Origin of the sequence: Nodosilinea sp. FACHB-131, assembly GCF_014695395.1 — a bacterium.
Lineage (GTDB): Bacteria > Cyanobacteriota > Cyanobacteriia > Phormidesmidales > Phormidesmidaceae > Nodosilinea.
In genome coordinates this window covers 223,449-236,152 of record NZ_JACJOF010000016.1, presented here as the reverse complement: position 1 = coordinate 236,152, position 12,704 = coordinate 223,449, and the positions used below count along the sequence as shown (strand labels likewise).

At 54.5% G+C, this 12,704-nt stretch carries 11 protein-coding genes; 3 read left to right on the top strand and 8 right to left on the bottom strand.

Going from position 1 to position 12,704, the window contains the following annotated elements:
* Positions 1–43 precede the first annotated feature (43 nt).
* The 6 genes from hpsU to H6F75_RS11165 all read right to left on the bottom strand — a co-directional run bounded on the left by hpsU (position 44) and on the right by H6F75_RS11165 (position 7,018).
* Positions 44–655 (bottom strand): hormogonium polysaccharide biosynthesis acetyltransferase HpsU, encoded by a 612-nt coding sequence (gene hpsU / locus H6F75_RS11190; RefSeq protein ID WP_190752150.1) that lies wholly within the window; start codon positions 653–655, stop codon positions 44–46.
* 22 nt (positions 656–677) lie between these two features.
* Positions 678–1,640, bottom strand: a complete 963-nt coding sequence (locus tag H6F75_RS11185) for a glycosyltransferase family 2 protein (protein ID WP_190752148.1) — start codon at positions 1,638–1,640, stop codon at positions 678–680.
* Positions 1,641–1,689: 49 nt separating this feature from the next.
* The gene (locus tag H6F75_RS11180) at positions 1,690–2,628 is read right to left on the bottom strand and encodes a glycosyltransferase family 2 protein (protein ID WP_190752146.1); all 939 of its coding nucleotides are present in this window, start codon (positions 2,626–2,628) and stop codon (positions 1,690–1,692) included.
* Between the two features lie 158 nt (positions 2,629–2,786).
* Positions 2,787–3,869, bottom strand: coding sequence for a fatty acid desaturase (locus tag H6F75_RS11175; protein WP_190752144.1), 1,083 nt, complete (start codon positions 3,867–3,869; stop codon positions 2,787–2,789).
* 295 nt (positions 3,870–4,164) lie between these two features.
* Positions 4,165–5,805 (bottom strand): alpha-amylase, encoded by a 1,641-nt coding sequence (locus H6F75_RS11170; protein WP_190752143.1) that lies wholly within the window; start codon positions 5,803–5,805, stop codon positions 4,165–4,167.
* A 175-nt stretch (positions 5,806–5,980) separates the two neighbouring features.
* A complete protein-coding gene (locus H6F75_RS11165; RefSeq protein ID WP_190752141.1) occupies positions 5,981–7,018 on the bottom strand; it encodes an AEC family transporter in 1,038 nt (345 codons plus the stop codon).
* Between the two features lie 647 nt (positions 7,019–7,665).
* Between H6F75_RS11165 and H6F75_RS11160 the strand changes: the two genes are divergently transcribed.
* Together H6F75_RS11160 and H6F75_RS11155 are read left to right on the top strand one after the other, a co-directional pair.
* On the top strand, positions 7,666–7,938 hold the full coding sequence (locus tag H6F75_RS11160) for an Npun_R1517 family heterocyst differentiation transcriptional regulator (protein ID WP_190752139.1): 273 nt from the start codon (positions 7,666–7,668) through the stop codon (positions 7,936–7,938).
* Between the two features lie 146 nt (positions 7,939–8,084).
* On the top strand, positions 8,085–8,825 hold the full coding sequence (locus tag H6F75_RS11155) for a TPM domain-containing protein (protein WP_190752136.1): 741 nt from the start codon (positions 8,085–8,087) through the stop codon (positions 8,823–8,825).
* 107 nt (positions 8,826–8,932) lie between these two features.
* Here H6F75_RS11155 and H6F75_RS11150 read toward each other — a convergent pair whose 3' ends face one another.
* Positions 8,933–10,882 (bottom strand): polysaccharide deacetylase family protein, encoded by a 1,950-nt coding sequence (locus H6F75_RS11150; RefSeq protein ID WP_242019877.1) that lies wholly within the window; start codon positions 10,880–10,882, stop codon positions 8,933–8,935.
* Positions 10,883–11,037: 155 nt separating this feature from the next.
* Here H6F75_RS11150 and pheA point away from each other — a divergent pair, with 155 nt between their 5' ends.
* Complete coding sequence (gene pheA, locus H6F75_RS11145) at positions 11,038–11,946, top strand: prephenate dehydratase (RefSeq protein ID WP_190752134.1); 909 nt, start codon at positions 11,038–11,040, stop codon at positions 11,944–11,946.
* Here pheA and H6F75_RS11140 read toward each other — a convergent pair.
* On the bottom strand, positions 11,927–12,568 hold the full coding sequence (locus tag H6F75_RS11140; protein ID WP_190752132.1) for an LON peptidase substrate-binding domain-containing protein: 642 nt from the start codon (positions 12,566–12,568) through the stop codon (positions 11,927–11,929). The genes pheA and H6F75_RS11140 overlap by 20 nt on opposite strands.
* Positions 12,569–12,704: the final 136 nt, after the last annotated feature.

Here is a 12,704-nt window from a genome sequence, read left to right as displayed (position 1 = left end):
AATTCGACAGCAGAGGTGGACGACAACAGAGCAAATTTTAGCCCTAGTCGTTCACCATCTGTCGCGGTGCTACAGCACGGCAGGGGTTACCGTAGCAGATTTGCCCCGACGGCAGTGACTTCAACACGCTGCTGCGGGCCCCTACCACGCTATTGGCCCCCACCGTCACCCCAGGGGCCACAAAGCAGTCGGTCGCTACCCAAGCACCGTTCTCAACGGTCACTGGCGCAACTATCAAGCCAAAGCGAGGGTCGTGAATATCGTGGCTGCCGGTGCACAGGTAGCTTTTTTGCGAAATTACGCAGTGTTGACCAATGGTGATCTGGGCCAAGCTATAGAGCACCACGTCATCCCCAATCCAGCTGTGGTCGCCGATGCTCACATTCCAAGGGTAGGTGAACCGAGCCGTAGGGCGAATCACCACGCCCCGGCCAATGGTGGCTCCAAACCGGCGCAGCAGCCAGCGCCTTGGCCCATGGGAGGCGTGGGGCGTGAGGGGAAATAGCACCGCCTGCAACAGCCACCACAGCAGAATGACGACCTTCGATCGCCCCGGTTTGTACCACGACTGGTCGTAGGCATCGAGCCGCACCCAGGGGCGAGAGTCAACAGCGGCCTCTAAAGGGCTGGAATTAACATCAGGGGGAACCGTCATAATCAGCCGCCGCTAGAAGGTCTTAAGGGGCTGATTCTACCGAAATAATTGAGGGCTTAACTGCTGGCTGAGGCAAAGTCGCATTCTCTTTGGGGGTGACATTGAGTTGCCCACCAAACCGCCGCAGCTCGAACAGTTTTACCCCAATCTGGTACTCATACTGGCTCAGCAATCGCCCATAGATATAGCCAGCCCGCCCGTCTAAAAACCCTAGCCGCAGCACATAAAACAGCACAAACCGCAGCAGCGGTTTAAAGGGCAGTCGCACCCAAATCTTCTTAAGAAACCGCTTGCGCTGCACCGCATCACCAAACAGATTTGCGCCGATGGTGCCGCCGTCACCCATGCCGGTGAGCAGATTGTAGTAGACCTGGGCCTCCCAGTTGGAGTAGCGGTTGTGGCGGGCCAACCAGTGGTACAGATCACGAAAGTCTTCGTGGAGCATGTCGTGCTTGAGATAGCCCACGGCCCCCTCGATCATCACGTGCTCGTGCACTTCGTTATCGCCCGTGTTGGGGATATCGGCGGTTTGCAAATTTTCGTAGCGGCCCTTTTGGTGGCGAAACAGGCGCAGGTTCCAGTCGGGATATTTGCCACCGTGGCGAATCCAGGTGCCGAGAAAGAATACCCGGCGGTTGAGGTAGTAGCCGTCAAACTCGTGCCGCTGAATAGCGGTCTCAATCTCGTCCCACAGCTCTGAGGTAATGCGCTCGTCGCAGTCGACAATCAGCACCCACTCGTGGCTAAAGGGCAAGTTGTCTAAGGCCCAGTTTTTCTTTTTGGGCCAGTGGCCGTTGAAATCAAACTGCACCACCTTGGCTCTAGCAGCGGTGGCGATCTCGATGCTGCGATCGCTGCTCTGCGAATCCACCACAAAAATCTCCGCGGCCCGCTCCAGGCTGGCCAGACAAGCGGGCAGATTTTGCTCCTCATCCTTAGCCGGAATCAGCACAGAGATGGGGACTTTGGGGGTCGTCTTAGCCATGGTGAATTCCATTACACGAGGGGTTTACTCAACAAACACAGGGCGGTGCTCAGGGGCAGACCTTCGCCCCAGGGCGAGGCAACAGGTGGCGTAAACCGCCCACCACGTAGCCCAACTGCCCGTAGGCGTAGACCAAATTTTCGAACCGCAGCGCTGGATCAGACCAGTAGCGCCCGGCCTTGACCACCCCCCGCAGCAGACACAGGCTCCGCACCCGCACCCGCTCCAGCGTTAGGGTGTGGCTCAGCTGCTCGCGGTAGCATTCGCTGATGCCCTGCCACCAGCTACGGCGCAAAAACCAGCTCCGACGCAGCCGTTCGGGAGCCACGTTGTGGGCCACCTGCGCCTGGGGCACAAACAAAACCTCATGTCCAGCGGCCAGGGCTAGCTGAGTCAGGTGCAGTTCTTCATTTGAGAGCAGGTTTTTGCCCACTCGACCAAGCTGCGGGTCAAAGCCACCCACAGCCTCTAGAAAACTTTTTTTGACGCCGTAGTTGAGCCCTCGCGGGGTTTGACCTGGGTTGGTAATCAGTCGCGTCGTTGTCCCCAAATCGTAGGCCCCTAGGCTCTCAGACAGCGTGGATGACAGCCAGCGAGGCGGGGTCATATCCTGCGGCCAGATCAGGCTGACGTAGCCGCCCGCGATCGCCGCCTTGGGGTACTGCTCAAAGGCCGCCGCTAGGGCTGTCAGCCAGTGGGGGGAGGCTTCGGCATCGTCGTCGAGGTAGGCGAGAATGGTGCCCTTAGCGATCGCCGCACCCCGATTGCGCGCCGCCGACAGCCCCAGAGTGCTCTCGTAGACATAGGTCAACGCTGGATGGGGCAAGTAGGTTTCTACCACAGCCCTGGTGTCATCCGTCGAGGCGTTGTCCACCACAATAATTTCGTAGACGGCATAGGTTTGCGCCATTAGGCTGGCGATCGCCGCCCCTAGGTAGCGAGCCCGGTTGTGGGTGCAAATAATGGCTGAAATCAGGGGCTGAGTCATCGTCAACACTATTACCGTGGGGTTGCTAAATCAATTTCTCCCGCCCTGTCCAAACACCACAATGGGCAGCCTAGAACCGCGCTGATTCTAAACTGCCCATTTCAGTCTATAGACTACCGAAGCCCCCCGTCTGTGATGCAACGGACATCGCCAACCGGTTACTGGCGGTAGCTAGGGTGGGGTTGGTAGTAGACCTTCGCCCCTTGGTCCGCCACATAATGGCAGGCCCAAAACGATCGGGCAAAGCTTTTCCACACCGGCTCCTCAGAGCGACGGTAATAATCGCCCAAAATTGGCTTAATGGCCTCTGTTGCCGTCTTCAGGTGATAGTGAGGAATACCCAAGAAAATGTGGTGGGCCACATGGGTGCCAATGTTGTGGTGAATGGGGTTGATGAACCCATAGTCACGATCAATGGTCGACAGCGCCCCTTTAAGAAAGTACCACTCATCCCCTCGATACCAGGGAATATCTGGCTCGGTGTGGTGCAAGAACGTCACCAAATCAAGCCACACGATAAATACTAGGTAGGGAGCTATGTAGTAGGTCGCCAAAAACAAGAGCCCCTGGGTTAACCCGACCCAAGCCAGAAACACAACCATGGCCGACCAGCAGAAAGTGCTCACCAGCACATCACGCCGCTCAGAGGGGCGAAACAGCGGACTGCTGGGCATGAAGTGAGAGCCACTACGCCCCGACGACCGAAAGAACAGGTAGAACGGATAGGCAAACAACGCTCCGTAGAAACGCACCATCTTTTGCGCCCAGGGCATCGCTTGATAGGTTGACTCATCTATTGGGTACCAGCTTTCGTCAGTATCGAGGTTGCCTGTGTTGGCGTGATGGGTGCGGTGGCTAATTCGCCAGCCGTGGTAAGGCACCAGAATGGGCGTGTGGGACAGGTGACCGATCAGGTTGTTGAGCCACTTGTAGCGAGAAAACGACCCGTGGCCGCAGTCGTGGCCAACTACGAAAAGAGCCCAGAACATGGTGCCCTGAGCCAACCAAAAAACTGGGAAAAACAGCCAAGAATTGACCGCGTGGGCAACGGCATATAGCGCCGCGATAATCCCTAAATCTAAGAAGAAATAGGCCAGCGATTTAAGCACGGAAGGCTGAAAACAACGGGCCGGAATCGCCGCCTTGAGATCTTGAAGGGTAAAGTCTAGCTCCTGGGCTGAGCGAACGTAGGCCGAAAATTCTGCGTCTGTAGCTCCTGGAGGAACACGATCTACTTGCACGAAAGTACCAATTTAACCATAGAGACGAACGCCCAGCTGCTTCTAAAAAAATTGAGCGGGCGTTACACAGCTTAACTTTTCGCGGCATAAAATTCTATCCCGCCATGGAGGACCGTAGTCAGTAAGTTAAAGCAATCTTTTTGGTCAACGGGAGAAGCAATGGGTGGTTGAGGGCTCTGAGTCTGTCTGTTGGGACTACAGATAGATGAGCTTTATCAACACGATCGCAAAGCGAGCGCTGTGGTCTTAGGGTTTCTAGGAGGGGCGATCGCCGCTCTTGCCCTGGCAGCAGTCCTTAGTAAGAACTTAGGTTGGGGTGCTCCTCTACCCACACCGACACCGACCCACCATTGCAGCGAAACTCAGCCCAGCCGTCGCCATTGGTAGTAATAGTTTGAGAAACATGCCCAGTCAAGTCGTAGAACGTGGTGTTGGGCTTCCCCACCTCCATCCATTTGGTGCCCTCTGACCCGTTGCTCAGCAGCACCGCCATAGCGTGGGGATGGCTCTCAGAGCCAAGGCGAGTCCAGCCCACCACGTTCGGATGGTCAAAATAATCATACTGAGGGCCGTAGGCAAAGTGCTTGCGGCCAATCAGCAGCCGATCCAAAATTTCCCGATGAGAGTCCATCCAGATCTCGTACTCGTTGCCGTCGCGGCCCTTATCTACATAGTGGGCCCCATAATAGTCGCAGTAGAAAATACAGGGATAGCCTTCGCTTCGCAGCAAAATCAGCGCGTAGGCCAGGGGCTTGAACCAGGCCTCTACCACCGACTCTAGTGCTTGCAGTGGTTGGGTATCGTGATTTTCGACCAGGGTGACAGCCAGCAGCGGCATCTCTTTAACCACGGTGTTGTCAAAGATGGTGCGTAGGTCGTAGCTGTTGCCGGCCCTACTGGCCTTATAAAAGTTGTGGTGTAGCGGCGCGTCGAATAGGTCGAGCTGCCCGCCAGAGTTGCCGGCATACCAACTCAGCGCTCCGAGGTCGTAGGTCCAGTATTCGCCCACACAAAATAGATCGCGCTGGGCATAGTTTTCCAAGTGGGCCAACCAATCCACAAAGAAGTCACCACAGATGTGTTTGATAGCGTCTACGCGAAACCCATCTACTCCAACGTGGTCGAGCATCCACTCGCCCCAGTACTTCAATTCGCCGCTCACCTCAGGATGATCAATATCCAGATCACAGCCCATCAGATAGTCAAAGCTGCCCAGTTCCCAACTTACTTTGTCTTCAAAAGACTTGCCCTCAACCAGCCACACGGCTTTGTAGTTAGGTTCATAGCTGTTGTAGTCAACGCCGTCAAAGTGATACCAATGCCACTTCATGCTCGAGTATTTATCGCCCCGCCCCGGAAAGGTAAACCCTGTCCACGATTTGATCTTGCGCATATCTCCTAGAGCACGGTGGCGATTACCCGGATCCATTGGAGTCGCATTAAATTCCTCTTCACTATCGGCTGCCATTTTGTGGTTAAACACCACATCGGCGTAGATGTTAATCCCTAAGTCGCGACAGGCTTTGACCGCCGCAACATACTCATTCTTAGTGCCGTACTTCGTCCGCACTGTGCCCTGTTGGTCAAATTCCCCTAGGTCAAACAGGTCATAAACTCCATAGCCGACATCGTAACCCCCACCAATGCCTTTGTAAGCAGGTGGCAACCATAGAGCAGTAATGCCAGCATTGGCGAGGGCCTCGGCCTCCTCCTTGACCCGATTCCAGTGGCTACCGTCGGCGGCAGTATACCAGTGAAAGTACTGCATCATGGTGCCGTTAACCTCACCCTGCCTGCGCCGACTCCGCAATGCGTCGGCGTTAGCCTCCAGCCATTCCTGTAGAGACGCTTTAGCGGTTGCCGACCCTTCGGGAGTAGTGGGTTTAGAGCCGATCGCCTTAAACGTATCCTTGAGCTGCCGAAAGGGATTAGACATAGCGCCCTCAGGGGAATGTTTTTCCACCAGAATAGGGGTAAAGTCTAAAACTTAGGTAAAGCTAAGCTAAACTCCAGAAAACTCGGCTTCCCTAACCAAATTACTAAGATCTCGCCCCACTGGTTCTAACCTTCACGCGAATTAAGGCGTATGAGTTTTGGAGGTCACGGCATCCCTAGCCAAAAACCAAAAGCCACAGCGGAATAGTGAGCAGCAAACCTCCTGTAGACAGGGCAATGCTGGCTGCCGCCAGTTCTTGGTCAAGATCGTACTCCTCAGCCAAAATCAGTCCGGCAAACGCGCAGGGCATCCCCGACATCAGCACCAGCACTAGCACTGCATCCCTGGGCAGCCCTGCGCCCAAGGTCACAGCTCCTACTATCGCAGGCAGCACCAGCACCTTAAGCATCGCTGGCGCTAGCGCTGGCTGTAGACTGCTCCATCCCTGTAGCTGGCTTAGCCGCAGCCCCATCAGCACCAGCGCCACGGGAATTACCAGCCACATCGACTGGTGCAATGCATCGTCAACCAAGGATGGCCAGTCCCAAACTTGGGAAACTGAGCCTAACCCAAAGGCCCACAGCGACGGCACGGTCACCACGTCACGCAACTGCTGCCAACGCGACTGAGCGTGGGCACCACGTCCAAACCAGCTGGCTATAAATACTCCTAGTCCATAGGTGCCAACCACGTTTTGGGTCACGCTGTAGAACACAGCCCAGCCTAGGTAAGGGCCGCTGACTAGAGTAGGCACAATGGCTAGCCCGACAAACCCCGTATTGCCCAACATGGAAGCCAGCACGAAGCTACCTTGGCGGGGTTTATCGATCCAGGTCATCGTTGCGGTGTCAGACCACAGCGACAAGTCCTCCACCTGACTTGGGGACAGCAACTCTGGCCCTGGGGCAACCCCCAATTCGGCGGCGGCCTCAACTGGGATGGGAGCGGTCAGCGATCGCACCACCGTCAGCCCCGCTAGCCCCAGGCCCAGCCCTAGCCCTAGCGAAACAACGGTATACATTGGTGCTAGCCCTGTATCTTCCGCAAAGTGAGTTTGACGCGCTAGGGCAAAAATTTCGAGGGGAATGCCAACCCAGTACAATCCTCGTCCCAGCAATCGAGGTAACTCCGCCGGCAAAAATCGGCCTAGCCCAGCCCCTAGCCCCACCCAAATGACCAGCGGCAGATAGGCTTGAATCAGAGAATCACGCATTTTGGCAGTTCGCTATGGCACTTACCTTACTCAGTAGTTTACGGAGCTTTGGTCATGTTGATGTTATTTAGTGCGATCGCAGCTCGAGCCATAGATACGACTTCACCGCTAATCATCAAACGTCCAATGTGTTTTTAAACAGCATTGTCAATCCATCGGTTCTTAGTTTATTGCCCTTCTTCAAAAAGCTGAAGTGACCATAAGACAGTCACTTAGACAAAAACTTAGTTCAAAGAAGACCATTAAAATGCAACCAATTACAACATCAAGACGGGCTTAACGTATAAAAAAATGAGCCTCTTCTGAAAATGTACGGATGAGTTTCAATACTATTAATCTTGGCCTCACAAAACTGTATCAATCCTGTAAAAACAGGCTAGAAAACCCAGCGGTAGCTAGTTTTTTTGGTTTGATGATATCAGGTGGTTCAATCTGCGCGATCGCTGTCTAGCAACAGGCAACATCGCTTTGGCTCAAAGCTACCTCATCGTCATCAATAGGGATTGCATCACCGCTACCAACTGTGAAATTCTCCACAGCCTACAACGCTTCGATGCCCCTGCCAGCCCTCAGCAGGACAAACACCCTAGCCCCCGGTCTCCTTTGATGACTCCTTTCATGCTTAGTTAGGGAGTACATATTTGACTATGGCTACGTCTGCACCCCGTCCGTCGGTTGAGCCTCAGGTTGGCGTTTATGAGTGTGCCATCACTCTCAAGTTTCGTATTTTGGAAGAAAGCCACGTCATGGCCGATCGTGAGCACCTGCTAGACCAGCTAATCGACGCCTTTTCCTACGGCAGTGACGAGTTCGTTGAACAGCTTGACGCCCAGGTAGAGGTTGCCGAGGTTGCCGAACTCCAGGCATCACCATTGATGCGGCGACAGCTAATTCGGCTACGCAACTTGCCCTCAGCCTAAGAATATACCCTCCAGTTGACTGACCTTTAAGGGGCAAACAAAACGACCTAGTTCCCTCGGGGCTCTTAGCCCCGTATATTGATTAATAGGCCAGGGCAGAACCCGATTAGTTCCCTCTGGCTCAGTCGTTGTTGTAGCTTAGGCCCATGAATAGTTACCCCTCCCAACGAACCCATAGCCGCTGGATTCAGGTCTGTTGGAGCGCGCTCTTGAGCCTAGTTTTACCCCTGTTTTTCGTGCTAGGGCTATTTATTGAGCCCGCTGAGGCCGTAGCCGTCTTCCAAGTTCCAACTGTAGCGGCGGGCGAGTCTACCTGGGTGGTCGACGAAGCCAATATCATCAGCCGCATCAATGAAAACAAAATTTCGAGTCGTTTTAGCGAGCTGGCGGCCGCCACCGGCAACGAGGTCCGCCTCGTAACTATTCACCACTTTGACTACGGCGACACCATTCAAAGCTTCACCGATAAGCTGTTTGAGCGCTGGTACTCCACGCCAGAGGAGCAAGCCAACCAAACCTTGTTAGTCCTCGACGAAGTCACTAAAACCGTGGGCATTCGCGTCGGCGATCAGTCTGCGACTTTACTCACTGACGACATCGCCACTAGCGTTGCCCAGGAAACTGTGCTGTTTCCCCTGCTGGAGGGCGACAAATACAACCAGTCGTTTTTGGCCGCCAGCGATCGCCTTGGGGCCGTACTAGGTGGCCAAGCAGATCCCGGCCCGCCCAACTTCGACGACTCCTTTGACAGCGAGAGCACCTTCGCCTCCGCCGAAGAAACCGCCGAAAACCGCGGTAACAGCACAGTGGTTCTGATCGTTTTGCTAGTGCTAGCCACCGTTATCCCGATGGCGACCTATTTTTGGTACGTTGGGTTCGGCAACTAAATATAGGCACCACTTGCTTCAAATCACACCCGTGTCTCTAGAGACCTAAAGCTAACTGGTTTTGAGCCTAAGACACTGCTGTCCTGGGCTCAAAACGTTTAAGTGTTCTATCGCTTAGTCGTGGTTGGGTTCTCTGGATCTATCACTAAAGGACAGGGGCTACCGTCGTTAGCTTCAGGAGGCACCAGTCCTAACAAATGGGGTACCGGGCGCGGAATGTAGCCCACTAGGGAATCTCCTTGATAGGCCAGCGAAGTGCTGGCCCCAGAGTCAAGCATGACCGCGTCACGCAGACCTGCCTGGTGCAGCAGTTCGCCTAGCTGTACCGAATCAACCATAGTGTGAGTCACGCCGACCACCGGCTGCCCAGCGGTATTAATACCCCAAAAGGCCCGATGGCGACGGGCATCGTAGTCGAACAGAGTGCCAAAACTGCTAGCGGGTTGGGGAACGCCATCTTTAACTAGCCAGCCAGCCGCCACAAAGGCATCGGTTACCCCAGGTAGCTGCTGAGCTAAGCCTGCCAGCGTATTATGACGAGTAGCATCAAAGGGCACAAATTGAACCTCGTTAGGAGCAATTAGCACCAGAGGGCGGCTATTGAGCTTAGGCGTTTCTCCCGGGTAGCCCGGCACAAACTGCCGTGTGCTTTGGCTCAGGACCGGACCGATCATAACGTTAGAGTCCAGGTACTTGAGGGAGAAAAAGCCTCCGTCAACAGCTCCGGCAACGTTGCTGCCCGCTAACATCTCTGGCAACTGGTAACGACTGTTGGCATGGATAGTAACCGGATGCCCACCGCTGATTAATGAAAACGACTGATCCTCTCGATCTATCTTTTGCACAGCGACAGGAGTAGCAAAATTAAACGTGGAATCGGCGACAACGGGCATCACTCCAGCCGCAGTAGGGCCACCCCAAGCAACCTCAAGCAACGACTGAAGATTAGATTGACCAAACCGCTCAATGGCTAGCAGTGATTCTGAGGCACCGGCAAACTGTTCGTCATTCTCGCGCATCGTAAACCCTGCCAAATAGCCAGCATCGGCCACAGCCTGAGCAACCCGCTCGTCATAGTGGCCAGTGGGATAGCTAAAGTACTCAATAGGAATACCTAGCTGGGCCTCTAGCTGTCGCTTCGACTCAACCACTTCGTAGACTAAGTCCTCATCGCTGAGGGTTCGCAGGTCAGGGGGGTGAGTCACGCTATGGGAGGCAATGGTTACTAAAGGGTCAGCTGCCATGGTCTTGAGCTGATCCCAGGTCAAGGTTGAGCGACCAGCAACGGTACCATCAACCTTACCGGGGAAAACAAAGAAGGTGGCTGGTACCTGATACTTTTGCAGCAGCGGATAAACATGCTCGTAGTGGCCTAGGTAGCCATCATCAAAAGTGATGAGCACAGGCTTTTCGGGCAGTGCCACACCGGTACGTAGGTGCTGCACCAGCTGGTCAGGGCTAATTGGCGTTAAGCCATTGTCCAGTATGGTTTTTAAGTGAGCCTCAAAGTCTGCGGGGGTAAGGTCAAAAAAGACCTCCGGTGGGTCGAGAACATCGTGGTACATCAACACCGGCACCCGGGCTTCGGCTGCTAGAGGATGAATACTAGGCCAGGGCGCGGCTCCTAGCTGAGCGATCGCTTCAGTCACCTGGGTTGCAGTAACGCTAGCTAGACTAGAGCCGTGGAAGAGTTTTTCGCCTGCTGTAGCACTGCTAACCCCAGCCTGATTCAGATCCACGGGGCGACGGCAAAGCCTCTCGCTGCTAACCGCTGTAGGAAACGCATCTACCCCAGGGGCATCGACTAAAGCCAGAAAACCTGAGTTGAGAGCCTGGGGCTGGTCGAGGGCTGCGGGAGCGGCCAGCCCCACACTACCGATGCTGATTAAGCCGGTGCTGAGGGCACCGGCTAAGGGCACAGCAGCCCCAAGCAAAAACGCTCCTGACCCCCATGTAACCAGTGTTCGCACTTTAGACGGCTTACCGCCGTCTGTCTTCTTTTCGCCCTTGACCATTACCGCCACTCCCCACCAAATTAGGCCCCGCCTAAGACCCATTACATATTACTGGGCAATGCCGACTTTGTTCGCCCAGAGTATGCCGCATTTCGATTAAGGAGCTGTTAATTTAAGCCGGGCAGAGTTCAGTGGTCGAGGGCGCGATCGCGGCGGCCTCGTCTTACTATGGAACAACCCCGCTATTGCAAGTCCTCATGACCGTTACCATCGCCTACCTAGGGCCTGAGGGCACCTACACCCAGCTTGCGGCTTTAGCCTATAGCCTTAATTTAGAGCAGCATGACAGCAGCCTGCCGGTTAACCTATTAGCCTTTCCAAGCATCCCTAAAGCCATGCAGGCCACTGCTGAAGGCGTGACGACCCTAACCATTGTGCCGGTTGAAAATTCCACCGAAGGGGGAGTTACTACAACTCTAGATACTCTCTGGCAGCTTCAGCAACTCAAAATTCACCACGCCGTAGTCATGCCCATTCGCCACGGGTTACTATCTCAGGCGACTTGCCTCGGCACGATAGAGGCAGTTTTCTCCCATCCCCAGGCGTTGTCCCAATGTCAGCGGTGGCTTGAGCACAACTTACCACAGGCAAATCTAGTTGCCACCCGTTCTACCACAGAAGCCCTCGACCATCTGACCGATAACAGCACAGTAGCCGCCATCTCATCAGAATGGGCAGCCCAGCTCTACAACCTACCGATCTTGGTCCACAACATCAACGACCATTCCGACAATTGCACAAAGTTTTGGGTGCTCAAGGGCGACTATAAAGAAGCGAACCCGGTCAAAGGCCAATACACCTCTTTGGCCTTTAGCCTGCCGGTGAACAGTCCTGGGGCGCTGCTTAAACCACTGGACGTATTCGCCCGCTCCGGCATCAATCTCAGCCGTATCGAGTCGCGACCCACGAAGCGATCGCTGGGGGAATACCTGTTCTTTGTCGATTTAGAGACCGATGCCCATAGCCAAACGGGACAGCAGGCCCTTAACGAACTCCTGCACTGTACTGAATCCCTAGTTAATTTTGGCACCTATGATGTGGTCACCGCCGACCCTAGCCTAGCCGCCGCCAAGGCTAAAACTCAGTCTACTCAAGCACTTCCTTAAGAGCAGTACGGGCTGCCAGGTGATTGCGGGTAGAGGTTAGAATCTCAGCCTCACGCTCTAGCCTCACGCTGGTATCGTCCATCTCAAGCAGTGCTTGCTGCTCAAGAGCTACCCCGTGCAGGTTACTAGCCACCCAATACGACAGCTCAATGGGAACATCAGGAATATTGTCAGGCAGATCAATATCCTGGTCGGTCAGCTTAGCCGATAAATGCACCACGTCCCGCAGCAGCTGATCCACGTCGGAGGCAAGCGGGCTCAGGTCTTGGCTAGTGGGTTTATCTTCAACCCACTCTACTAACCCAACTCGATAGGGCTTATCGCGCACGTAGCTCAGTACTCGAAACCGCTGCTGGCCTAAGGTGAGAATCTTAAGGCGATCGTCGGGCAATCGCTGATAGTGAAGAATTTCAGCGCAACAACCTACATTGGCGGGCTGCCCCGTAGCAGGGTCTAGCATTAGCACTCCAAAGCGGCGATCGCCTTGGAGAACGGTGTTCATCATGATCCGGTAGCGGGGCTCAAACACATGAAGCGGCAGATGTCTTCCCGGAAATAAGACCAACTCAGGTAACGGAAAAAGCGGTAGTTCTCGCACAGATATGGACTCGGAGAATGACATTATCGCCTCTTGCGAATTCAAGCACACCGCACTCTGGCACGGCACTGTAACACTTGTTTACATAGGGCTATTCTAACCCAACTCCCTAGTGGAATGCTGTGGTTCAGAACATAGTCCCCTTGCGACTTGCATATAG